Annotated in this window: 22 protein-coding genes and 1 pseudogene; 20 read left to right on the forward strand and 3 right to left on the reverse strand. The window is 36.1% G+C overall.

Annotated elements, in window-relative coordinates:
* The first annotated feature begins 520 nt into the window (after positions 1–520).
* The 3 genes and pseudogenes from CP363_RS06690 (at position 521) to CP363_RS06700 (ending at position 3,199) form a co-directional block, all read left to right on the forward strand.
* Positions 521–1,306, forward strand: a pseudogene (locus CP363_RS06690) (aldo/keto reductase family protein).
* 48 nt (positions 1,307–1,354) lie between these two features.
* Positions 1,355–2,167 (forward strand): Cof-type HAD-IIB family hydrolase, encoded by an 813-nt coding sequence (locus CP363_RS06695; protein ID WP_023488616.1) that lies wholly within the window; start codon positions 1,355–1,357, stop codon positions 2,165–2,167.
* Between the two features lie 66 nt (positions 2,168–2,233).
* Positions 2,234–3,199 carry an NAD(P)-dependent oxidoreductase gene (locus tag CP363_RS06700; RefSeq protein ID WP_089143397.1) on the forward strand — a complete coding sequence of 322 codons (966 nt, stop codon included), beginning with the start codon at positions 2,234–2,236 and terminating at the stop codon, positions 3,197–3,199.
* A gap of 66 nt (positions 3,200–3,265) precedes the next feature.
* On the opposite strand, the gene CP363_RS06705 is transcribed toward CP363_RS06700, so the two are convergent.
* Both CP363_RS06705 and CP363_RS06710 read right to left on the reverse strand, forming a co-directional pair.
* Positions 3,266–4,651, reverse strand: a complete 1,386-nt coding sequence (locus CP363_RS06705; protein ID WP_061204668.1) for an APC family permease — start codon at positions 4,649–4,651, stop codon at positions 3,266–3,268.
* Positions 4,652–4,748: 97 nt separating this feature from the next.
* Positions 4,749–5,363: a DedA family protein gene (locus CP363_RS06710; protein ID WP_005724638.1), complete on the reverse strand. Its 615-nt coding sequence runs from the start codon at positions 5,361–5,363 to the stop codon at positions 4,749–4,751.
* A gap of 139 nt (positions 5,364–5,502) precedes the next feature.
* Between CP363_RS06710 and uvrC the strand changes: the two genes are divergently transcribed.
* From uvrC to CP363_RS06750, 8 genes are all read left to right on the forward strand, one after another.
* A complete protein-coding gene (uvrC, locus tag CP363_RS06715; RefSeq protein WP_023488620.1) occupies positions 5,503–7,305 on the forward strand; it encodes an excinuclease ABC subunit UvrC in 1,803 nt (600 codons plus the stop codon).
* A 78-nt stretch (positions 7,306–7,383) separates the two neighbouring features.
* On the forward strand, positions 7,384–8,688 hold the full coding sequence (gene obgE, locus CP363_RS06720; protein WP_005722345.1) for a GTPase ObgE: 1,305 nt from the start codon (positions 7,384–7,386) through the stop codon (positions 8,686–8,688).
* A gap of 15 nt (positions 8,689–8,703) precedes the next feature.
* Positions 8,704–10,620 carry an acyltransferase family protein gene (locus CP363_RS06725; RefSeq protein ID WP_098036030.1) on the forward strand — a complete coding sequence of 639 codons (1,917 nt, stop codon included), beginning with the start codon at positions 8,704–8,706 and terminating at the stop codon, positions 10,618–10,620.
* Between the two features lie 17 nt (positions 10,621–10,637).
* A complete protein-coding gene (gene rnz, locus CP363_RS06730) occupies positions 10,638–11,576 on the forward strand; it encodes a ribonuclease Z (RefSeq protein ID WP_098036031.1) in 939 nt (312 codons plus the stop codon).
* Positions 11,573–12,367: an SDR family oxidoreductase gene (locus CP363_RS06735; protein WP_013086283.1), complete on the forward strand. Its 795-nt coding sequence runs from the start codon at positions 11,573–11,575 to the stop codon at positions 12,365–12,367. The genes rnz and CP363_RS06735 overlap by 4 nt, the downstream gene beginning before the upstream one ends.
* A gap of 6 nt (positions 12,368–12,373) precedes the next feature.
* Complete coding sequence (locus tag CP363_RS06740; protein WP_005720153.1) at positions 12,374–12,622, forward strand: lipopolysaccharide assembly protein LapA domain-containing protein; 249 nt, start codon at positions 12,374–12,376, stop codon at positions 12,620–12,622.
* A gap of 102 nt (positions 12,623–12,724) precedes the next feature.
* Positions 12,725–12,913: a 50S ribosomal protein L32 gene (gene rpmF, locus CP363_RS06745; RefSeq protein WP_005720154.1), complete on the forward strand. Its 189-nt coding sequence runs from the start codon at positions 12,725–12,727 to the stop codon at positions 12,911–12,913.
* Positions 12,914–12,972: 59 nt separating this feature from the next.
* A complete protein-coding gene (locus tag CP363_RS06750) occupies positions 12,973–14,529 on the forward strand; it encodes a bifunctional UDP-sugar hydrolase/5'-nucleotidase (protein ID WP_098036032.1) in 1,557 nt (518 codons plus the stop codon).
* 61 nt (positions 14,530–14,590) lie between these two features.
* Here CP363_RS06750 and CP363_RS06755 read toward each other — a convergent pair whose 3' ends face one another.
* Entirely contained in the window at positions 14,591–14,809 is a 219-nt protein-coding gene (locus tag CP363_RS06755) for a DUF2929 family protein (RefSeq protein WP_098036033.1), read from the reverse strand.
* Between the two features lie 115 nt (positions 14,810–14,924).
* Between CP363_RS06755 and CP363_RS06760 the strand changes: the two genes are divergently transcribed.
* The 9 genes from CP363_RS06760 to CP363_RS06800 all read left to right on the forward strand — a co-directional run bounded on the left by CP363_RS06760 (position 14,925) and on the right by CP363_RS06800 (position 25,275).
* Positions 14,925–18,032, forward strand: a complete 3,108-nt coding sequence (locus CP363_RS06760) for a DNA polymerase III subunit alpha (protein ID WP_098036034.1) — start codon at positions 14,925–14,927, stop codon at positions 18,030–18,032.
* Between the two features lie 167 nt (positions 18,033–18,199).
* Positions 18,200–19,162 (forward strand): 6-phosphofructokinase, encoded by a 963-nt coding sequence (gene pfkA / locus CP363_RS06765; protein WP_005720158.1) that lies wholly within the window; start codon positions 18,200–18,202, stop codon positions 19,160–19,162.
* Positions 19,163–19,195: 33 nt separating this feature from the next.
* A complete protein-coding gene (pyk, locus tag CP363_RS06770; RefSeq protein WP_013086285.1) occupies positions 19,196–20,965 on the forward strand; it encodes a pyruvate kinase in 1,770 nt (589 codons plus the stop codon).
* 126 nt (positions 20,966–21,091) lie between these two features.
* Positions 21,092–21,985 (forward strand): S1 RNA-binding domain-containing protein, encoded by an 894-nt coding sequence (locus tag CP363_RS06775; RefSeq protein WP_013086286.1) that lies wholly within the window; start codon positions 21,092–21,094, stop codon positions 21,983–21,985.
* Positions 21,972–22,877 (forward strand): site-specific tyrosine recombinase XerD, encoded by a 906-nt coding sequence (gene xerD / locus CP363_RS06780; protein WP_013086287.1) that lies wholly within the window; start codon positions 21,972–21,974, stop codon positions 22,875–22,877. The genes CP363_RS06775 and xerD overlap by 14 nt, the downstream gene beginning before the upstream one ends.
* A gap of 8 nt (positions 22,878–22,885) precedes the next feature.
* Positions 22,886–23,248 carry a hypothetical protein gene (locus tag CP363_RS06785; protein WP_005720166.1) on the forward strand — a complete coding sequence of 121 codons (363 nt, stop codon included), beginning with the start codon at positions 22,886–22,888 and terminating at the stop codon, positions 23,246–23,248.
* The gene (locus CP363_RS06790) at positions 23,235–23,975 is read left to right on the forward strand and encodes a ScpA family protein (protein WP_005720168.1); all 741 of its coding nucleotides are present in this window, start codon (positions 23,235–23,237) and stop codon (positions 23,973–23,975) included. Before CP363_RS06785 ends, CP363_RS06790 begins: the two co-directional genes overlap by 14 nt.
* Positions 23,965–24,555, forward strand: a complete 591-nt coding sequence (scpB, locus tag CP363_RS06795; protein WP_005720170.1) for an SMC-Scp complex subunit ScpB — start codon at positions 23,965–23,967, stop codon at positions 24,553–24,555. Before CP363_RS06790 ends, scpB begins: the two co-directional genes overlap by 11 nt.
* 3 nt (positions 24,556–24,558) lie before the next feature.
* Entirely contained in the window at positions 24,559–25,275 is a 717-nt protein-coding gene (locus CP363_RS06800; protein ID WP_005720172.1) for a pseudouridine synthase, read from the forward strand.
* The last annotated feature ends 21 nt before the right edge of the window (positions 25,276–25,296 follow it).

Raw genomic sequence — 25,296 nt, forward strand, 5'->3', positions numbered from 1 at the left:
TGTAATCATTTTGTAATATAACATCTAGGCTTTTTAAAAATGTGATGAAAACTATAATGTGAAAACTAAAAATAATATTTAGTAAGTAAAAGATGTTTTTTATCCTTGTTTAAATGATAAATGCTGGTATTATAGGTGTTGGGAATTAAGAGACTGAAGAGAAAGAGTTGATAGGACATCATCAGCCCTTTCTTTTTTTATACGAAAATATTAATTTTGTATAGAATAATAAAATAAATTATTTGATAATCTTTATAAACCCAGCAGCATTGATTGATGCTACTATTTTAATTAGAAAATATAACAGAACCACAAAAAATAAAATGTATGTATAGGATTTGCAACAATTTTGTTGTATGCTATTAACAGATAGCTGAAAAAAACAATTATTGTTTAATAATTATTATTAGCTATACAAATACAGGAATTAAGAAACAGAGACATATTAGTAAAATGTAGAAGTGTATATATGTACTCTGATAAAACTTTAATGCTCAATAACGGAGTAGAGGTTCCTTGAATTCAACTAGGAACTTGGCTAATTAATAACGATGATGTACGAAAAGTAATTCGTCAAGCGATTAATGTTGGTTACCGCGCTTTCGATACTGCTAAAGACTATGGCAATGAAAGTGGTGTGGGAAAAGGTATTTAGAACTCTGATGTTGAGCGTAGTGATATTTTTTTAACAACTAAATTACCAACTTCGATTAAAGACTATGAAGGTACAAAAAAAGCAATTGATGACGCTTTAGATCGATTTAGTTTGGAATATATTGATATGTTGTTAATTCATTCACCACAACCTTGGATTGAAGTGAATAGAATTAATGATCGTCACTTTGAAGGCAATCTGGAAAACTGGAGAGCAATGGAAGAAGCACTTAAAGCCGGTAAAGTTAGATCAATTGGTGTTTCAAATTTTTTACAAGAAGACGTAGCTAACATTGTTAATAACAGCTCAATTAAGCCAGTAGTTAATCAAATCGAAGTTCATATAGGAAATGTGCCAACTGATTTGATGAAATACTGTAAAAATTTAGGAATTCAGATTGAAGCATATTCTCCACTTGCACATGGTCGTTTGTTAAAGGATCCAAGAATCAGGACTTACGCTGAAAAGTATCATGTTAGTCCAGCTCAATTAATGTTATCATTTGACTTACAGCTAGGTTGTATTGTTTTGCCGAAGAGTGATAATGTTAAAGAAATGCAGGAAAACTTGAACATCGATTTTGAAATCAGTGCTGATGATATGGCTGATTTGGTCAAGTTAAAAGAAAATACGCAGACCATGGCTGTTTAATAGAAGCATCGCATAAGCGGTGCTTTCTTTGTTTTAAGGGAAAAGGTAATGGAAGAAATTAAACTAATCGCGATAGATATTGATGGAACCTTAGTTAATTCTAAGAAGGAGATTACACCAGCAGTTAAAAAAGCAATTTTAACTGCTCAAAAACAAGGCAAGCAAATCGTAATTTGCACAGGTCGGCCTTTGTCAGGTGCTCAACGTTATTTAGATGAATTAGGGCTTAATGGCCAAGAAAATCAGTATGTAGTTAGTTTTAATGGTGCAGTTGTAGAATCAACCGCGGGGCAGGTTATTTTCAAACAGGGGCTAAAATATGAAGATTATGTAGATTTAGAGACAATTGCGCGAAAGCTAAACTTACATTTTCATAGCGTATCGTTAGATCGAATTTATACAGCTAACCGTGATTTGGGACATTATACAATTTATAATTCACGGGTCGTAAAATTAGAAGTCTCATATCGTACACAAGAAGAAATGAAGCAGATACCAATCATCAAATGTATGTATGTTGATGATCCAGACTATTTAGATGAGAAAATAGAATCTCCTTTATTTGAAATGATGAAAGATCGAGTTGTATTTTCAAAGACTGAGCCTTTTTATTATGAAGCAACCGCTGCCGGTGTCGATAAGGGGACTGGCCTGAAAAGACTATGTGACTACTTAAAAATAGATCGAAGTAATGTGATGGCCCTAGGCGATCAAGCAAACGACATGCCGATGTTAACTTATGCTGGATTAGGTATCGCAATGGGAAATGCTGTTGAATATACAAAGCAACATGCTGACGAAGTTACGGCTGATTGTGACCACGACGGTGTTGCAGTTGCAATCAATAAAATATTAAAGTAGATGTTTTCTCTTTCAAATAGTGGTATTTTTACTTTAAGATGAAAATTGAATAGAGGTCTAAAAATAATGAATAAAGCAAAAGTTTTAGTTTTAGGTGGCATAAGAGATGATGCCTTAACTGATTTAAAAAATATTTGTCAAGTTGATATCGGTCCAGTAGGACATCGACCAGAAGATGATCGTGAGTGGGTGCTTGATCATATTGCAGAATATGATGGTGTGATCGTAGCAAAGATGGCTTTTGATCGAGAAATGATTGATGCTGCGAAAAATTTAAAAATAATTTCAACTTATGGCGTTGGCTTTGACCACGTTGATGTTGAATACGCTAAAGAAAAAGGAATAGTTGTTTCAAATTGCCCTAAGAGTGTGTTGCGTCCAACGGCGGAACTTGCCTGGACAATGATTATGGCATCAGCTCGTAGATTGCATTATTATGACCATGCTTTGCGTGAAGGCGTCTTTTTAAATGCCGATGAGTACGACAACCAAGGGTACTCTATTGAAGGAAAGACCTTAGGAATTGTAGGTATGGGTCGAATTGGTCAACAAGTTGCTAGGTTCGCTAAAGCATTTGGTATGACAATTATTTATCATAATCGTCATCAAGTAGATGATCAAATTGCAGCAGAATTAGATGCTAAATATGTTGACTTAGATACTTTGGCAAAAGAAGCTGATTTTGTGAGTTTACATACTCCTGCTACAGCTGAAACATATCATCTGGTTAATTCAGACTTTTTAAAGAAAATGAAAGACACAGCGTTTTTAATTAATGTTGCTCGTGGATCGTTGATTGACGGGGATGCATTAATTGCTGCGTTAAAGAATGGTTCAATTGCAGGCGCCGCCTTAGATGTTTTCGAAAACGAACCGCATCCAAGACCTGAATTGGTTGAAATGGATAATGTGATCATGACGCCTCACGTTGGTTCAGCTACTCACATTGCTAGATTTAATTTGTCTAAAGAAGTTGCGAATAATGTTTTGTCTTTCTTTAAAGATGGTCAGGCAATTAATCAAATTAACTAGTTCAAACAGAGCTAAAAAAGACGATTCATGCAAATCGTCTTTTTCTTTACATAATTTTTACTGATGTTAATCATGATCAAGCTGACTATGGTGGTAGCCATAAACAAAGTAAATTACAGCACCGATGATTAACCAAATAGCTGCCATTAAGTAAACTTCTGAACTTAAATGGCAAATCATAAAGATACAAATTAAACCAGAAATGATTGGCAAATATGGGTATCCGGGAACTTTAAAGCCATCGTTAACAATATCTGTTCTTTTTCTTAATTTTAGAATTCCAAAGGAAACAAGAGTAAAGGCAAAAAGTGTACCAAAGTTGACCAAATTGGCTAGTTGATCAACGGAGAAGAATGCTGCACCTGCTGCAATAATAATAGTGACAGCGACTAAGGCATTTTGAGGAGAGTTATGTTTTTTATCTAATTTACTGAATGCACTAGGCAATAGCCCATCACGTGCCATAGCATAGATTAAGCGAGAGCTTGAATAGATCATTGTCAGCATCATGGTAGCCATTCCTAGCATAGCACCAAATGATAATAACTCTGCTACCCAGTTTTGATGAACATATTGCAATGCAAAAGCAACGGGATTAGATACGTTTAGCTTGGTATAATTAACCATACCCGTTAAAACGATTGAAACGCCAAAATAAAGTACAGCTGCAATAGCTAAAGTGCCAATAATTCCTAGGGGCATATTTTTCTTAGGATTTTTAACCTCGGCGGCTGATGATGAAACAACATCAAAGCCAAGAAAGGCAAAGAAGACTGTGGTTGCTCCTTTGATGACTCCTGAAAAATGATATGGCAAGAACGGATGATAGTTGTTAGGTTTAATGAACTGTAAGCCTACAAAAATAAAAATTAAAATAATGGCGATTTTAATAAAAACAGCTACGACATTAATTTTAATTGAGTTCTTCATCCCTCGTGACAACAGGATACTGATAAGTAAAATGATTAAAACAGAAACCAAGTCAAAATAAACGCCATTGTTAAGATTCATAGGACCAGAAATAGCGTGTGGAATTTTTAGACCAAATGGTGCAATGAAAGAACTGAAGTATGATGACCAACCTGCTGCCACAGTGGCTACAGATAGCATGTATTCCAGAATCAGTGCCCAACCGATAATCCAGCCTGTAAATTCGCCATAAACGATATTCCCATATGAATAGGCAGAACCAGCTACTGGGATCGCTGAAGCAAATTCTGCATAACACATTCCAGCTAAAGCACAAACAATTGCTGCAACAACAAAGGATAAACTAACGCCAGGTCCAGCTAATGTGGCTGCAACAGTTCCGGGTAAGATGAAAATACCGGTCCCGATGACAGCTCCTACGCCAAGAGACATTAAATCAACGGCGTTCATTGTTTTGGAGAACTTAATGTCTTTACCGAGATAGCTCTCAACATTTTGTTTCCTAAAAATATTAAATTTCATTCGCAAACTTCCCTTATTATAGATTAGATTAATTTTACATGATATTTTTAATTTTTAAAAGAAGAAAACGCTCTATATTTTTTATAGAGCGTTTGAATTAATCAGCTTTAATTTTTTGCTTATACCATTTACAGGAGAAATATATTAAAGCAATTAGAATAAGTCCTCCAATGATTAATGAGTATTCTTCAAAAATTAACACAATTTGTTCCCAATTTTCACCCATATAGGAACCAAGACCAACTAGAATAGCATTCCAGAGTAAGCTGCCTAAGCTAGTGTAAATAAGGAACTTAGGTAATTTAACTTTGGCTATTCCAGCTGGAATTGAAATTAAGCTACGAACTACAGGGATGCACCGACCATAGAAGATTGCACCGGTACCGTATTTATCAAACCATCTGATAGCCTTTTGTACATCACCCTTTTTAAAGCCAAGTAGTTTGAATAACTTATGATCGAACAACTTTTCTAATCGATCTGGATTAAGTAAAGTGCCAATCCAATATAAAACTAGTGCACCAACTACCGCGCCGATTGTTGAAGCAATAATTACACCGAAGACATTCATTTGAGAATGATGGGTTGCAAAGCCAGCGAACGATAGAATTACTTCGGATGGAATAGGGGGAAAGATGTTTTCGATTGCAATTAGCAAACTGATGGCTAGGTAGCCAAATTGGTTAATTAAGTCAAAAACTAGATTAGTCATCAAAAGTTCTCCTCAAATTTTATTTCTTTTAATATATCAACTTTTGTACCGAATAGCTATTTCTATAAGCAAAGTTAAGATCTTCTTAAACAGTCTGTGTTAAACTATTAAATGCAAATTTTTTCAGTGAGATGAGATAATGGCAACACAATTAATTGAGAATAAACTAAAACTTTTACCAGAAAACCCCGGCTGTTATTTGATGAAAGATATTAACGGTACGGTTATATATGTTGGTAAATCTAAAAATTTAAAAAATCGGGTTCGCTCATATTTTAAGAGTAAACAGGTTGGACGTCGTGCTGAATTAGTTCGTGAAATTCGAGATTATGACATCATTACTGTATCAACTGATAAGGAAGCTTTTTTACTTGAAATTACATTAATAAAAAAGTATCAACCTTATTATAATGTTCAATTAAAGCAGGGTACGGGATATCCTTACATAGAAATCACGCGTGAACACGATCCGCAAACTCGGTTAACTAGTATCGTTCATAAGGATGGTGGCTACTATTTTGGTCCCTATCCTAATGTATATGCTGCCCAGGCCACTTTGAAGTTTATTCAAAAAGTTTTTCCACTAAGGCGCTGTCATGGTTATCAAGGCAGACCTTGTCTTTACTATCATATGGGGCAGTGCTTAGGTGCATGCTTTAAAAAAGTGCCACAAAAAGAATACGAAGAGCAAATTAAAAAGATCAAGAGCTTTTTGAATGGAGATATTGCTAGTGTTAAACAGAGTTTGACCGAAAAAATGGCTCAAGCAGCTAGCAATCTTGAATTTGAACGAGCAGCCGAAATTCGCGACCAATTGAAATATATTGAAGAAACGGTTGAAAAACAAAAAATTATTTCCAATGATAATACGCAGCGTGATATTTTTAATTATTACGTTGACAAGTCTTGGATTTCTGTTCAAATCTTCTTTTTACGGCAAGCAAAGTTATTGCGTAGAGAAACTAGAATGTTTCCTTTGACAGATGCCACAGATCCAGAAGATGCTTTCACTTCTTTTATTGTGCAATTTTATGAGCAAAGAAATAGGGTTTTGCCTAAAGAAATTCTGATTCCTGAAGGATTTGATAATGCTACTTTAGCTGAGGTCTTGAAGGTACCTGTTAGAACACCGCAACGAGGGCAGAAAAAGTCATTGCTAGACATGGCGAAGGATAATGCTAAGTTAAAGCTAGATGATAAGTTTAGATTATTAGAACTAGGTAATCGAAAAACTAAAGGCGCTCAAAAAGAAATTTTTGATGCTTTAGGCTTACCATATGGACACTTTATTGAAAGTTTTGATCACTCCCATATTCAAGGTGCTGACCCAGTCTCTGCTTTAGTCGTTTTTAAAGATGGTGAACCCGAAAAAACAGCTTATCGTAAATATAAGCTAAAAGGTGAGGTTGAACATCAAAATGGTGGCGACGAAGTACGCAACACGAGGGAAGTTGTCCGCCGAAGATATGGTAGACTGTTGCGCGAGCATAAAAGAATGCCTGATTTGATTTTGATGGATGGTGGTCAAATTCAGGTCGATGCTTGTTTAGATGTTTTACGAAATGAATTAAATTTGAATATCCCAGTTGCGGGGATGGTTAAAGATGATAAGCACAGAACAAACCATTTATTATTTGGCGATCCCATCAACGGTATTCCTTTGAAACTGATTCCCCTTAATCCCAAATCAGAGGGCTTTTATTTAATGACGCGCATTCAAGACGAAGTGCACCGCTTTGCGATTACTTTTCATAGAAGACGCCATGCTAAAAATGCTTTGTCCAGTCGTTTAGATTCGATTAAGGGAATTGGTCCTAAAAGTCGTAACAAATTATTGCGCGAATTTGGTTCATTGAAGAAAATTAAAGAAGCTTCAATTGATGACTTGCGTAGAGCAGGATTAACGCTTACTCAAGCACAAACGGTAAAATTAACATTGTAATCCGAGAAAACGCGATATCATGCGTATTTCTGTGGTATAGTATTAAAAGCTAGATTAAGACGGAAGGAAGAGATATACATGCCTACATTTGTTGATCAAACTAAAATCGAAGTACAAGCCGGAAAAGGCGGCGATGGCATGGTGGCTTTCCGCCATGAAAAATACGTCCCTAATGGCGGTCCAGCCGGTGGTGATGGTGGCCGTGGCGGCAGTATTATTTTTGTTGCTGACAGCGGCTTAAGAACTTTGATGGATTTTCGCTATCGGCGTAAGTTTAAGGCGGATAGTGGTGAAAACGGTCGTATTAAATCACAATATGGCCGTGCAGCTAAGGATCTTTATTTAAAAGTTCCAGTTGGTACTACTGTATATGATTATGACACTAATGAATTGATTGGTGATTTAACTGAAAAGGGCCAAGAACTAGTCGTTGCTAAAGGCGGTCGCGGCGGTCGCGGTAATATCCATTTTGCAACTAGTGTTAATACTGCACCAGAAATTGCTGAAAATGGTGAACCAGGTGAAGATCGCGTTTTGCGTTTAGAATTAAAATTATTGGCTGATGTCGGCTTAGTTGGTTTTCCGTCAGTTGGTAAATCAACACTGTTATCAGTAACAACTAAGGCCAAGCCCAAAATTGCTGCTTATCAATTCACGACTTTAACTCCTAATTTGGGAATGGTTATCTTGCCAGATGGTCGTGACTTTTCAATGGCGGATTTGCCAGGATTAATTGAAGGAGCTAGTCAAGGCGTAGGCTTAGGAATTCAATTTTTACGTCACGTTGAAAGAACCAAAGTAATTCTACATCTAGTTTCAATGGATCCTAATAATGGTCGTGAGGCAATTGATGATTACCATACCATTAAAAAAGAACTCAAAAATTACGAAACAGATTTATCAAAGAAGCGAGAATTGATTGTAGCTTCACAAATGGATATTCCTGGTGCTGAGGAAAAACTAGCTGAGTTTAAAAAAGCATTAAAAGCAGAAGGAAATAATGAACCTATTTATGAAATCTCAAGTGTAACTCATAAAGGCGTAGATAAGTTGATGTCAGATACTGCCAACTTAGTAACTGAAGTTGAACAAGAACAGGCTGAAGAACAACCTAAGCTAGCACAAAAGATTAAAGAATATAAGTATCAGGCACCACAAAAGAATGAATTTACAGTTGAGCAAGTTGGCGAACATGAATTTATCGTTAAGGGTGAACAATTAGAAAGATTAGTTCAAATGACCAACTTGGATCACCAAGACGGTATTATGCGTTTAGCAAGAAAGCTTAAGCGTTTAGGCGTTGATGACGCACTACGTGAAAAAGGAGCTGTTAATGGTGATGATGTGGCTATTGGCAAGTTTGTCTTTGAATTCGTACAATAAGAGTAGAGATAGGGTATGAAAAAAAATAGGTTTATTACGGGGTATTCTGGCCTTAGAGCCTTAGCAGTTATCGGAGTAATTCTTTATCATTTGGATCCTAATTCCTTTATGGGAGGATATCTGGGAGTGCCGATTTTTTTCGTGCTCTCAGGATATTTGGTGACAGATCATATGCTTAATTCATATGATAAAACAGGATCATATAATAATCGTCATTTTTATTTGAGTCGAATAAAAAAGTTATATCCACAATTAATTACTGTTTTATGGTTAAGTGCAGCCTATATCTTTATCTTTCAACGAAATTTACTGGCTAAATTAAATCAGGTTGTACTTGCAAATCTATTAAATGTATTTAATTTTTGGCAAATTCATAATGGTCAAAGCTATTTTGAGCGTTTTGCAGCTAATGAATCACCATTTACTAATTTATGGACGATGTCAATTGAAGGCCAATTTTATATTGTTTGGCCAATTGTCATTTATTTACTAGTTAAATTGGTTAAAAAGAAAAAAAATATTTTCTGGATTTTAGTTGGTCTATCAGCTGTTTCTGCATTAGAAATGGCAATCCTATACTTTTTAAAGGCTGATATTAATCGGATTTATTACGGAACTGATACTCGTTTCTTTTCTTTAGGATTAGGAGCAGCATTAGCAGTTGTTTGGCCGATAGAGAGTTTAAATCAGCAAGTTGAACGAAAAGTAGGCTGGATACTGGACTTGGTGGGCCTTGCTTCATTTGCTTTAATGTTAGCAATGTTCTTCTCTAAGTGGATGAATCCACAACAAGCCTTTACTTACTCTGGCGGGATGTTGTTATTTACTTTAGATGTATGTATTTTAGTAGCTGTAATTGCTCATCCTGGTAGTCATTGGAATCAAATCCTAACTAATAAGTTATTTGATTGGATTGGCTCACGAAGCTATGGCATCTATCTGTATCAATTTCCAGTAATGATCTTTTTTGAAGATAAGGTAAATATTGGTGATAATCCAATGCTGTATCACCTTATTGAAGTGATTTTAATTTTAGTGATTACAGAAATTACTTATCGTTTGATTGAAAGACCAATGGGTAGGATTACCTGGGATAAAACGAAACAATATTTTGCTCGAATTTTTAATTTTGAAACAAAAGATTACTTTAAGAAAGGTCAAGCAGCCTTAGCAGCTTTGATTTTAATCTTAGGATCAGCAGCTATTGCTATTTCACCAGGAGTAAAAGCAGAAGACTTTAATAAAAGCCAATTAGCACAGCGAATTAATCAGAATTCTAAAAAACAAAAAAAGGATAATGCTAAATTAATTGAAAAGTTAAAAAAAGAAAAAAAGAAAAAAGAAAAAAAATCTAAAATTATTCGTGAAGCTGAGCTTCAAACTAAAAAGCATCCTATTAACAAATCTTTTGTTAAATATGGTATTTCCCAGTTAGATTTGCAATTGGCTCAACATGTTCAAGTAACTGCGATTGGCGACTCGGTAATGGCCGGTTCGAGCAACGATTTAAAACAATTAATGCCTAAAGCGTTAATTGATGCTGCTGTTTCAAGACAATTGAATGTTGCTTTTGGCTTATTAGATAGTTATCAAAGTCAAGGAGTTTTAGCAGATAATATCTTAATAGGGTTAGGAACTAATGGACCTTTCTCAATGGAAGATCTTGATCGAATAATGCATCAGGCTGGACCTAAGAGAAAAGTTTTCTGGATCAATGTTCACGTTCCAACTAGAGATTGGCAAAATTCAGTGAATAATTTGCTAAAGCAAGGTGCAAAACGGTATCATAATCTTATAATAATTGATTGGTATTCATACTCGAAGAATCATCCTGACTGGTTCTACGGTGATCATACTCACCCTAATTTAGAGGGCTCAAAATACTATAGTGCATTAGTTACCAAAACAATTGTTAAGCATTCAAAATTTTAGATTAGAATAGGATTTTCATGGAATTACAATTTTTAGGTACTGGTGCTGGGCAACCTTCAAAGCAACGCAATGTTTCTAGTGTTGCACTTAAGTTGCTGGATGAATTGAATGAAATCTGGCTTTTTGACGTAGGTGAAGCAACTCAGCATCAAATTTTAAGAACAAATATTAAATTACGAAAAGTTACCAAAATTTTTATATCACATAATCACGGTGATCACATTTTTGGGTTACCAGGGTTATTGTCAACTCGTTCTTTTCAAGGTGATGTTGGTCCTATTACTATTTATGGTCCCAGTGGTATTGAAGAATTTGTTAGAACAGCTCTTAAGGTATCTCGGACTAAAATTTCATATTCTATAAGGTTTGTTGAATTAGCTAAATCAGGGTTAATCTGTGAGGATAAGGGCTTTCGAGTGTATACGGAGCAACTAGACCACCGGATACCTAGTTTTGGTTTTAGAGTAGTGGAGGCTTCACATCCAGGCGAATTATTAATTGACAAGTTAGCACAGTATAATGTTCCTAATGGGCCACTTTTGGGGAAATTAAAAAATGGCGAAAAAGTAACTTTAGCTGATGGTACTGTTTTGGATGGTAAAAATTTCTTAGGACCTACTAAATCGGGAAGAATTGTGACGGTCATCTATGACACACGTTCCACGCCAAGTATTGCTCGTTTGGCTAAAGATGCAGATGTTTTAGTCCATGAATCAACTTTTGCAGGGGATGAACAAAAACTGGCGCATGATTATTATCATTCTACTTCGGTTGAAGCAGCCAAAATTGCTCGGAAAGATAATGTTAAATTATTATGTCTAAATCATATTTCTGCTCGTTATATGGGTGCTAAAGCGAAAAAACTCGAAAAACAGGCTAAAAAAGTATTTTCTAATACAGTATTAGTTAATGATTTTGATCAGATTAATATTCCAATGAAAGGCTCAGAAAAATGAAAGACTCATTAAGAAATAAAGTTGTTGTAATTACAGGTGCTTCAAGTGGGATTGGACGTTCCATTGCCCTTGAAAGTGCTGGTCGTGGTGCTACTGTAATTTTAATTGCTAGAAGAAAGAACCAATTAGATGAAATTGCAGCAGAAGCTAAAGAACTATCCGGTGCTGAAGCATATGTTTTTCCAACAGATATGGGTAAGCCGGAAGAAATTGAACAAACCTTTAATGCAATTACTAAACAAGTAAAACACATTGACTTTTTAGTTAATTGTGCTGGTTTTGGTAAATTCGAAGAATTTATGGACCAAAAAATGCAAGACGTTACCAATATGTTCCAAGTTAATGTTTTAGGTTTGATGTACTTTACTCGTTTAGTAGGTAGGGTCATGATGGAACAAAAGACTGGTCAAATTATTAATTTTGGCTCAATTGCTGGCAAGGTACCAACTACCAAGTCAGCCGCTTACAGTGCATCTAAGGCTGCCGTAATTCAATTTTCAAATGTCTTACGGCTAGAATTAAAGCCATTTGGTGTCAAGGTAATGACTGTAAACCCAGGACCAGTTTATACTAATTTCCTTAATGTAGCAGATAAGACTGGAAATTATGTCAAAAATGTTCAAGAATTTATGTTGGATCCAGATGATGTTGCTTGGCAAGTAGTTCACTTCTTTGGCAGTGATAAACGTGAATTAAATTTACCACTTAGTTTAGCTGTAGCGGCTAAATTGTATAATCTATTTCCATCGATTGGTGATGAGATTTCCTTAAAGTTTGCTTCTAGAAAGTAAAAAAAGATGGAAAAACAAAGAAATTTAATTATTGGATCAGTTGTGGCTTTAATTGCAGTAATTTTTGTTGTTTTAAATACATCACCTGTCGCAATTAATTTTGGCTTTTTTAAGGTGAGGTTACCACTAATTGTTGTGTTAGTGGTAATGGTGATTATCGGGATGATTATTGCTTGGTTCTTTGGACGAGATACTAAGGAAAAAACGGATCACAAGGTCACTTTCTTCAATAAAAAAGAGAAGAAAATAGAATAAATCTTGATTTATTAGCAATTGAATAGTATGATTGAACTACGTGAGTGATTCGGGGTTATATGACCCTGAAGCTTAAGACTACAATAAAGGAGATCAAATTAAATGGCAGTTCCTGCAAGACATACTTCTAAACAAAAGAAACGTTCACGTCGTGGTCACATTAAGTTGAGTGTTCCAGCAATGCACTATGATGCAACTACTGGTGAATACCGCTTAAGCCACCGTGTTTCACCAAAGGGTTATTACAAGGGTCGTCAAGTTGTAAATAACAACGACAACAGCAATAACTAGTTAAAGGACACCTTTGATATGGTGTCTTTTTTTATACCTAGAAAAAGGAAAAACAAATAATGAAGTTAGTATTTTTACATTCTAGTGATACACATGGATTTTTGTTGCCAACTGATTACCAAAATAAAACCGACTATCAGGCTCCTTTTAGTTTGAGTAGAGTTAGCTCAGTTATTAAATCTGAAAAGAAAAAGTATGGTGATAACAATGTTGTAGTTACCGATGCAGGTGATTGTTTGCAAGGCTCACCACTTGCTTCCTATGCTCATTCAACTGGTGATTATAGTGATTTACGTATTTTTACGCAAGCTTATAATGCAGTGGGGTATGATGCTCGCTGTTTAGGTAACCATGATTTTAACTTTGGATTAGATTATTTAAGCTACTATGTTGATAACAATGAGGCACCAATCATTAATGATAATGTACTGGATGCAGAAACAGAAGTTCCATTTTTTGGTAGAGAATACACTATTATCAAGAGAAATGGCTTAAAGATTGGTTTATTGGGGATTACAACGCAATATATCCCACATTGGGAACCTAAAGAAAATGTAAAAGGCTTAAAGTTTGCCTCTGCTTACGAAAAAATTAAGCATTATGCCAAAATATTACGCCCTCAGGTTGATATTTTAGCTGTGATGTATCATGGTGGCTTTGAAAGCGATCCTGAAACTGGTAAGGCGACTGAACCTAATCGTGGTGAAAATGAAGGTTATCAGATTTTAACCAAAATTCCAGAAGTTGATGTCCTATTGACAGGTCACCAGCATCGGCGCTTAAATTTGGTTACACGCGATACTGCTATTGTTCAACCAGGTTATCGCGGTGAAGCTGTAGCTGAAGTGGTTCTTGATATTGATGATGATACTAAGAAAATCAAATCAATGTCCACTAAGTTGATTGACACTAAAGATTATGATCCTGATCCTGTAATTGTTGATATTGTATCTGACTTGGATAAAAGAACACAAAAATGGCTAGATCAACCAATTGCACATTTAGATAAACCTGCTCGAATTGAAAATGCAATGAAAGGCAGAATAGAAGGCGCGCCATTTATTAATTTAATCCAGCAAATGCAATTATGGTTTACTAAAGCTGATGTTTCGGCAACTGCAGTGATGAGTGAGACAGCTAAGGGATTTGATAAGACCATTACTATGAGAGATGTTTTGTTAAATTATCCGTATGCTAATCAGTTGTGTCGTGTGAAGCTGACTGGTAAAGAATTACGTCATATTATTGAGCACTCTGCTGGCTTTTTGAAGAAAGATGAAGCAGGAAACATTGGCTTTATTGATCGATGGATTAAGCCTAAGCCAATGTTGTATCATTTTGACGTCTTTTATCCAGTCGAATATGAAGCGGATTTATCCAGACCAGTAGGTGAACGGCTGACTAAACTAACTTTGCACGGTAAGCCAATCAAAGATGATCAGATTTATCATTTAGCAGTTAACAACTATCGTGCTATGGGTGGGGGATTTTATCCTGAATATAGTATGGACAAAATTGAAACCACTTTGGATAAGGACTATGTACAAATGTTTAGCGAATATTTGACTCATGGACCAGTCGAAGTAGATACAAAAAAGAATTATAAGTTTTACTAAACCAAACGAAAAAGACGTGAGAATAAAAACATCTCACGTCTTTTTTGAATAGATTGAATAATTATTTTAACTTACTGTATTTACTATTATCTTTGTGTGAACGAGCAGTAATAGTCGCAATAATTGCTGAGAAAAGAATACCAAAAATGATCCCAACGATTACACAATTTCTTAAATCTGTGCCGTTGAATGAAGCACTTCGGGTTAAAGGACCAGCAATAAAGCCTACAACTAACATGTAGATTACGCTCCATACAGTTATGATGATATAACGACCCATAATGATTCCTTCTTTCGTGTAAGATTTTATCAAAAATGAAGTGCAAATTCAAACCTGATTGGTTCAATTTGGTATACTTAATTTAATGTTTGTAATGACGAAAGGTGGTTAATTTATGCAAGTAGCAGCACTTCAAAACATAAGCTCCTTTACGCTTTTAAGTAGTCCAACCAAGGTAAGTGATTTGATAAAAGACGCTAAAGAGAAGGGCTATCCTGTGGTTGGTTTAGCCGACGTGAACGTGACTTATGGTTTGGTCAGTTTTTATGAGTTGGCTAAAAAGGCGGGAATTAAACCACTTCTTGGGATGCAACTGCGTTTAAATGGTTTGGTTGATAGCACCCAAAAATATGATTTGCTAGTTTTTGCCAAAACAAATAAGGGCTATCATAATTTATTGCGACTTTCTAGCGCGGTAAATTTGTTAACGGAAAATGGGCAAAACGATAAGGTCTTAACGCTGAATGAATTAACCAAATATTTAGATGATTTGTTGATTATCGTACCAGCTAATCTAAAAAGTGAATTAATGGCGCTGCATGATACAAATCAGGCATTAGGCAGTGATTATGTTCGCCAACTAAAGAAGTTAACGTCTGATCTTTATTTGGGTGTATATGCTTCAAAAGCAAGTATAGATTACATTGATTATGTCCGTGGATTAGCTAAGCAATTTGAATTATCTTTAGTTGCAGTGGAAGATAGTCAATATTTACGGCCACGTGAGCAATTTTTACAAAAAACTTTGCGTGCGATTGCTAAGGGAGATAAATTGCAAGATATATTGCCACTAGCTAAGCAAGCTGGTTCGCATTATTTGGATTCTGCACAAAATGTTTTAGAACGCTATCATCAATATGACTTGGATGATGCAATTAATAATACTTGGAAAATTGCTCAGAAATGTAATGCTGAAGTGATCTTTCAAAAACCGGTCTTACCTAAATATCATCAAGATAAGTTCCCGACTTCAGAAGAATATTTGCGTTATTTGGCTCAAACTGGTTTACAAGCGCGCTTTGGTCAAAAAAGTATTCCAGCCGAGTATCAGAAAAGATTAAATTATGAATTACGAGTCATCAATCAGATGGGGTTCGATGATTATTTTTTGATTGTATGGGATGTAATTAACTATTGTCACCGAGTAAAAATTACTACTGGTCCAGGACGTGGTTCAGCTTGTGGTTCACTGGTTTCATACTCTTTGCGTATCACTGAAGTTGATCCCATCCAATATAATTTACTGTTTGAGCGTTTTTTAAATCCGGCTCGTCATGAGATGCCTGATATTGATCTGGACATTCCTGATATTCAACGGAATACAGTAATTAAGTATATGTATCAAAAGTATGGCATGGATCATGCTGCTCAAATTTTGACTTTTGGTACAATGGCTGCTAAACAAGTATTAAGAGACGTTGGCCGGGTTTTTGGCTTAACAGGACCAGAAATCACTAAGTGGACTCACGCAATCCCGTACTCTAAAGATAAAATGGAATTAAAAAAAGCATATCAAGAGTCTAGAGAACTAAGATTATTGGTTGATGCAACGCCTGAGAATAAATTGTTATTTAAGACTGCTTTAGGACTTGAGGGATTGCCAAGGCATTATTCTATTCATGCGGCTGGATTGGTGATTAGTGATGATTCGATTGCTGGCATTTCGGGATTGCAGGCTGGTCCTTTCGGCATTCCTGTAACTCAGCAAACCAAAAAATATGTTGAATCATTAGGTTTGCTAAAGATCGACTTTTTGGGATTGCGCAATTTGACAGTTTTAGGCAATATTTTAGCTTTAGTGCGGCAGCAAGGTGTAAAGCTAGATCCTAATACAATTCCGTTAAATGATCCCAAAACAATGGAACTGTTTCAACAAGGTAAAACAGATGCAGTCTTCCAATTTGAATCTGGTGGGATTCGTGGTGTTTTGCGTAAATTGCATCCCGACAATTTTGAGGACCTAGTAGCGGTGAACGCTTTATACCGTCCAGGTCCAATGCAAAATATTGACGCATTTGTTGCAAGAAAAAATGGTACGGCTACTGTGCATTATCCTGATCCCAGTTTAAAGCAAATTTTACAATCAACTTATGGAATTTTGGTTTATCAGGAACAAGTCATGCAAACAGCTCAAATCCTGGCAGGATTTTCATTGGGTGAAGCCGATATTTTACGACGTGCGATGTCTAAAAAGAATCAGAATGTCATTGAGCAAGAACGTGGAAAATTTATTGCTGGTACAGTCAAAAAAGGTCATCCTAAAGAAGTAGGTGAGCGAGTTTATCATTATATAGAGCAATTTGCTAACTATGGTTTTAACCGTTCACACGCGGTGGCATATACCAAGATTGCCTTTTGGCTAGCTTATTTGAAGGTTCATTATCCTGCTGCGTTTTACACAGCGATGCTCAATTCATCAACGTCTGCTAAAGCGCAAAGCTATTCGATGCAAGCTCAGGAAGCTGGAGTTCGTATTTTGCCGCCTGATATCAATCACAGCCAATTAGACTATACTTTACAAGATGGCAAGATTTTAGTTGGTTTAAAAGCAATTAAAGGATTACGTCTTGATTTTGATAAGGAAATAGCTGCCAATACTAAACCGTATAAGTCTTTTAATGATTTTTTGCGTAGAATCGATGCTAAGTTCTTACAAGTAGACGCAATTGAAGCATTGATTATGGCTGGAGCATTTGACTCAATCGAAGATAATCGCAATGAGTTATTGCTTAACTGCAAAGATGTAATTGCTAATGTGCAATTAACGGGACAAAATATGTCTTTATCTGAGATTCTGGGGGATGCACCACTTAAGCCTGCTGAGCCACCGACTGCTGCCCAAAAAGCAGAAATGGAAGAGAAAGCTTTAGGCTTTACTACAACAACTACTCCTCTAATAGCTGTACAAAAATATGCACAAAAATTTAACGCTAGACCATTGAATCAATTTCAGTTAAATGATAGTGGTATTAGCGTGGGTAAATTAATGAAGTTAAAGCAAATTAGGACCAAAAATGGAAAAACAATGGCTTTTGCTAGTTTTGCTGATACATCTAGCGAACAAGAAATTATTATTTTTCCACCGGCTTATGAAAAATTTGGCTCTATTTTAAAAGAAGGAGATATTTATTTACTAGGAGTCAAGGTTCAAGGTGATCGATTTGACCAAAATAAAAAACAGTATTTCTTAACCAATTTGCGAAAAGTTAATTTTAAAGAATAAAGTTCAAATTACAAAGCTATCTTTGACGATGGGTGTAAGTGCTAACAAACTTAAATACGGAAAGAAAGCATAAATTAGCCCAATTTTTGTGAGCTTTTTTGCCTAAAAAATGTTAATATTTATGTGATGTGAGAAATTACACAAAATAATCATGATGAGGTGAATTCATGAAACGGATTGGTATTTTAACTAGTGGCGGAGACGCCCCTGGTATGAATGCAGCAATTAGAGCTGTGACAAAGACTGCTATCCATCATGGGCTTGAAGTCTTTGGAATTCGTTATGGTTTCGCTGGTTTGGTTGCAGGTGACTTTGTTCCGCTTACCACGGAAAATGTTGACCACAAGATTAGTGAAGGCGGTACTTTCTTGTACAGTGCTCGTTTCCCTGAATTTGCACAAGAAGAAGTGCAACAAAAGGGTGTTGAGCAATTAAAGAAACATGGTATTGATGCGGTTATCGTAATTGGCGGTGACGGTTCATACCATGGTGCTTTAGCCTTGACTCGCCACGGCGTAAACTCAGTTGGTTTGCCAGGAACTATCGATAATGATATTCCTTATACTGACTACACGATCGGCTTTGATTCTGCTTGTCGTACTGCTATGGATGCTATCGATAAAATTCGTGATACTGCAAGCAGTCACCACCGCGTATTCGTTGTTAATGTAATGGGTCGTGAATGTGGTGATATCGCTATGCGTGTCGGTGTAGCAAGTGGAGCAGACGCAATTGTAATTCCTGAACGTTCATACGATGTTAAGGAAATTGCAGAAACTCTTACTCGTGGTTTTGCAGATGGCAAAGATCATGGTATCATTGTTTTAGCAGAAGGCGTTATGGCTGCTGATAAGTTTAAGGACGAACTCCTTAAATATGGTGACTTTGATGCTCGTGCTAATGTCCTTGCGCATATGCAACGTGGTGGCTCACCTACTGTTACAGATAGAGTTAATGCTACTAAGATGGGTAATTATGCTGTTAAGTTACTTCTCGATGGGAAGGGCGGTTTAGCTGTCGGCATGGAGAATGGTGAACTTAATACCCACGACATTCTTGATTTGTTTGACGGTAAACACCAAGGTGATTATGCGTTATTGGATGTAAATGAAGAAATGACTAAATATTAATTTAGTTGATTTTTGGAGAGGATTTTTTTAATAATGAAGAAAACTAAGATTGTTAGTACTTTAGGGCCAGCTTCAAACGATATTGAAACTATTACTGCTTTAGCTAAGGCTGGTGCAAACGTATTCCGTTTCAACTTCTCACACGGTGACCACCCAGAACACCTTGCTCGTATGAAGATGGTTCGTCAAGTGGAAAAGGATACTGGTTTACTTCTTGGTATCGACCTTGACACTAAGGGTGCTGAAATCAGAACCACTGAACAAGAAGGTGGTAAGTTCACTATTAATACTGGTGACATGATCCGTGTATCAATGGATGCCACTAAGAAGGGTAACAAGGACATGATCCACGTTACCTACGACGGTTTATACGATGATACTCACGTTGGTGGTCACGTATTAATCGATGATGGTTTGGTTGACCTTTTGATCAAGGAAAAGGACGACTCAAAGAGAGAACTTGTTTGTGAAGCTCAAAACACTGGTGTAATCGGTTCAAAGAAGGGTGTTAACGCTCCTGGTGTTGAAATTCGCCTTCCAGGTATTACTGAAAAGGATACTGATGACATTAAGTTTGGTTTGAACTATGGTATTAACTTCATTACTGCTTCATTTGCACGTAAGGCTCAAGATATCTTAGACATCCGTAAGCTTTGTGAAGAAGCAGGTGCAGACTACGTTAAGATCTTCCCAAAGATTGAATCTCAAGAAGGTATCGACAACGCAGACGAAATTTTGCAAGTTTCAGATGGTTTAATGGTTGCTCGTGGTGACATGGGTGTTGAAATTCCATTTATGGAAGTTCCATTTGTACAAAAGAGCCTAATCCGCAAGGCTAACGCACTTGGTAAGCCAGTTATTACTGCTACTCAAATGCTTGACTCAATGCAAGAAAACCCACGTCCAACTCGTGCCGAAGTTTCAGACGTTGCTAACGCTGTTCTTGATGGTACTGACGCAACTATGCTTTCAGGTGAATCAGCAAATGGTCTTTACCCAGTTAAGGCTGTTAAGGCTATGGCTGAAATTGACGAACGTACTGAAAAGCAAATGCTTAAGCGTAATACTTTAGCTCTTCAAAGATTCGAAGCCTACAAGGGTTCAAACGTAACTGAAGCTATCGGTGAATCAGTTGTACGTACTGCTCAAGAATTAGGTGTTAAGACTATCATTACTGCAACTAACTCAGGTTACACTGCACGTATGATTTCTAAGTACCGTCCAAATGCTGACATTATTGCTATGACCTTTGACGAAAAGATTCAACACTCATTGGGTATCGTTTGGGGTGTACAACCAGTATTGACTGAAAAGCCTAAGTCAACTGATGACATGTTTGAAATGGCTGCTAAGGTAGCTAAGGAAAAGGGTTACGTAAAGGATGGCGACCTTGTAATTATCGTTGCAGGTACTCCACTTGGTGACTCAGGTACAACTAACTTAATGAAGTTACAAATCATCGGTAACAAGTTAGTTCAAGGCTTAGGTGTTGGTAACGGTTCAGTTATCGGCAAGGCTGTTGTAGCTAACTCAGCTGAAGAAGCAAACAGCAAGGTTAAGGAAGGCGACATCTTAGTTGCTAAGACTACTGACCCAGACTACAACCCAGCTATCAAGAAGGCTTCAGGTTTAGTTGTTGAAGCTTCAGGTTTAACTTCACATGCCGCAGTTATCGGTTTATCATTAGGTATCCCAGTTGTTGTTGGTGCTACTGACGCTACTGACAAGATTTCTGATGGTTCAACTATTACTGTTGACGCTCGTCGTGGTGCTATCTACCAAGGCGAAATCTCAAACCTTTAATTTTAAGAATATAATTTAGATAGATTAGCTAATCAAAAAATAGCCAGCTTAAGTGCTGGCTATTTTATTTTGCATAAAAATCTCTTATACTTATATGTAAGAATATGTAAAGTAGGAGATTTTTAAATGCTTGGAACAGTTCGTAAAGGAAAAATTACTGACGAAAACGATAAAGCTTATTATGTTCAAATTGATGGACTGACTTATGAATTGAAGAAGATCGAGATTACGCAAGATGATATTCCTAAAATTGGAGATGAAGTCGAAGGTTTTATTTATGATAATAAAAGTCATGATCGAGAAATGACACAATTTTTGCCATTCGCGCAACCCGATCAATATGGTTGGGGAAAAGTAACCGAGGTACGTCCAGGCTTAGGCGTCTTTGTTGATGTAGGTCTACCTGATAAAGACGTTGTTTTATCAATGGATGATCTTCCTAGAGAAAAAGAAAGATGGCCTCGACGTGATGATCGACTTTTAGTAAGATTAGAAACTGACGAAAAAGATCGTATTTGGGCTAAGCTAGCAGATGAAAATATTTTTGACCAATTAGCTGCTAACTTTCCACGTGGAATGAATAATGAAAATGTCTTTGCAACGGTTTATGCTACACGAGAGATAGGAGCATTTGTTTTAACTAGTGATTATTATCTTGGCTTTGTACATGAATCGCAGATGCCACGTCCTATGAGACTAGGTGAGCAATTCAAGGGTAGAGTAGTCGGTGTCAGTCAATATGGACGTTTGAATTTGAGTGCTTTGCCTCGTGCTTTTGAAGAAATTGATGATGATGCGCAAATGATTTTGATGAGTTTGCGGAGAAGAGAAACCAAGACTCTACCTTTCTATGACAAATCAGGTGCACAAGAAATTAAATCATACTTTGGTATTTCAAAATCAGCTTTTAAACGTGCGGTCGGTCATTTGCTCAAGGCTGGATTAATTGAAGAAGATAAAACAGCAGGTACGATTACTTTAATTAAGGATCCAGAAGAGAACGATAATGGAGAAGAATAATTTAAAAGATCAAATTGATGATTATTTACGCTACAGTCAAGTTGAACGAGGATTAAGTGATAATACAATTAATGCTTATCGTCAAGATTTAGAAGAATTTCGAACTTTTGTAGAAAATGAAGGTATGGCTTCATGGCCAACTGAAGCAAGCGATGTGGATGCGTTTTTAGCTCGGCAGCGTGATTTGAACAAAGCAACCAGCTCAATTAGTCGACTTATTTCTAGCATGCGTAAATTTTATCAATGGTTAGCTCGGCAAAATATTCAAAAGTTAAATCCAATGTTGGAAATCGATTTGCCTAAAAAAGAACGTCGTTTGCCGACAGCTCTCTCTCAAGCTGAAATGAATAGGCTACTTGAGCAGCCAAATACTAAACGAAAGTTAGGTATACGTGATCGTGCTATCTTAGAGACATTATATGCCACGGGAATGAGAGTAAGCGAATTAATTAATTTGGAGTTGCAGGATTTACATGACAATTTAGGCTTAGTTCGGGTTCTTGGTAAAGGCGAAAAAGAACGATTGATTCCAATTAGTCCTGTTGCTCTTGATTGGATAAAAAAATATGAAAATGAAGTTCGTGATCCGCTAATTTTACAAGTAGGGAAAAGCGATGAACATATTTTTTTAAATAATCGAGGAAAAAAGATTACACGACAGGCTATTTGGCAGATGATCAAAAAGTATTGTCAAATGGCGGCAATTACTAAAGATGTCACGCCACACACTTTACGTCATACGTTTGCAACACATTTGCTAGAAAACGGCGCAGATTTGCGAGTAGTGCAAGAAATATTAGGACATTCTGATATTAGCACGACACAGATCTATACCAATTTATCACAAAAGCAAATTTTAAATGTTTATCAGAAGACACATCCTCGTCTTTAGGTGATTAAATGCTAATACAATATAAAAAAGATTATGAGAAGATAGCAATGGGATTACTATCCTATTTACCTGATTTTAAAAATATCGAAAACTTAAAAGAAGAAATCACGCTTAATCAGGATGAAAATGACTTTATTTTGTATCTTTATCGTAATAGTCAAAATAATATGGTGGGCGTAATAGGAACCCAAGTATCTAATCAGTTTGTAATTATTAGATATTTGTCTTTAGCTCCTGGTTTTCGTGAGATTAGTTATGAACGGAAAATTGTTGATGAACTAAAGCACGAATATCCAGATAAACGAATAACTGCTGTACCAGAATATACAAATTTATTAAAAACGGTAGAAGAAGATAATGGACAAAAGTAACTTAACTTTAGAATTACCGAATTTTGAAGGACCACTTGATTTATTACTGCATTTGATCCAATCGCAAAAAATTGATATTTATGATATCCCAATTGCCCAAATAACTAGTCAATATTTAGAATACTTGCGCCAAATGCAAAGCTTAAATTTACAAATTGCAGGCGAGTATTTTGTCATGTCATCAACTTTATTGCGAATTAAATCACAGTATTTGTTGCCTCAAAACGATTTTGTAGATGATATTCAACCTGATGAAGATCCAAGAGACGAATTAGTGCAACAATTGGTACAATATTCTGTGTTTAAGAAAATATCTGCTTATTTTAAAGAACGTAATGAAGAAGTACCGATTACAGTTGCTAAAGAAGCTAGTGTATCAACCACTGCTAAAGTTCAACCGCTGCCTAAGGGTCAGATAACTGCACAAGAATTAGCGACGACTTTTACGATGGTCTTACATCGTTTGAAGTTGCAGCAACCAGATACCGCTTCAATTAGAGTAGCAGAAACGCCGATCAATGAGATGATGGATTTTTTGCATGGACAATTGAAACGAAAAAGGCAAGTTAGTTTCTTTGCTTGCGCGGACAAAATGCAGAATATCTCAGATGTTATTGGCTTATTTTTAGCGACACTAGAATTGTGTAAAAAACAATTAATTCAGATTACACAAGCACGTGAATTCGGTGATTTAAATTTAGAAAGAATTGATACGAATGGCAAGTAAACTAGCAAATTTAGAAGCTCTTTTGTATGTCGCAGGTGACAATGGGCTTGAGGAGCAAAATCTAATTGAACTACTTGAAGTTGATGGTGAAGAGCTAGGTCAGTTAGTCACTCGTTTGCAGCAAAAAATGAAGGCTGATCCAGACTCGGGAATGCAAATAATTCATATTGCAAATACTTATAAGATGACAACTAGTCAACAGACAGCTAAGATAATTGAAAAGTATTTTCAAAAAGATTTAACTAAGAATTTGAGTCAATCAGCACTTGAAATTCTCTCAATTATTGCTTATCGACAACCAATTACTAGAATAGAAATTGATGATATTCGTGGAGTAAATTCATCAGGAGCTTTACAGACATTGATTTGGCGAGGATTAATTAAACAAGACGGCAAAAAAGATGCTCCAGGTCATCCTAAGTTGTATGTTACAACTGATTATTTTTTACAATATTTTAATTATCAAAGTTTGGCTGATTTACCGTTAATCGAAGACTTTGAGGATACAACTGATGGTGAGGAGATTGACTTATTCGATTCAAAAGGTAGCGCAGACAAACATTTAGAAAAAGAGGGATAGAAAATGGCAGAACGATTACAAAAAGTAATTGCGGAAGCAGGAATCGCTTCAAGAAGAAAAGCTGAAAAAATGATTGTAGCCGGTCGAGTTAAAGTAGATGGGCATGTTGTTACTAAGCTAGGTACTAAAGTCGATACTTTTAGTAATATTACAGTCGATGATGAACCAATTGAGCGGGAAAGCCTACACACGTATTTGTTTTATAAGCCTCGCGGCGTTGTTTCGACTGCAGAAGACGATCGTGGTAGAAAAACTGTAGTTGATTATTTCGAAGATTTACCATATCGTTTGTATCCAGTAGGAAGATTAGATTATGATACGTCAGGTTTATTGCTAATGACTAACGATGGCAAATTAGCAAATTTATTGATGCACCCTAAAAATGAAGTGGCTAAGGTCTATGTAGCCAAGATTAAAGGGATTTTAACTCCTGATGAAATTAAAACCTTGACTCAAGGAGTAAAGTTGGATCATTTTAAGGCTGCGCCTGCCAAGGTCAAAGTATTGAAAACTGATCATAAGAAAGACACACAAATTGTCCAAATTACAATTCATGAGGGACATTATCATCAAGTTAAGCGAATGTTTAAAGCAGTAGGTCACTTAGTTGATAAGCTTGCTCGTGAAAAATATGCCTTTTTAACTCTGGATTCGCTTACATCAGGACAATATCGGGAATTATCGAAGCATGAAGTTGACAAATTAATGCAATTGAACTAAATTATAACTGTAATTAAATAT

It is taken from the genome of Lactobacillus sp. UMNPBX12, assembly GCF_002553955.1.
Classification (GTDB): domain Bacteria; phylum Bacillota; class Bacilli; order Lactobacillales; family Lactobacillaceae; genus Lactobacillus; species Lactobacillus crispatus.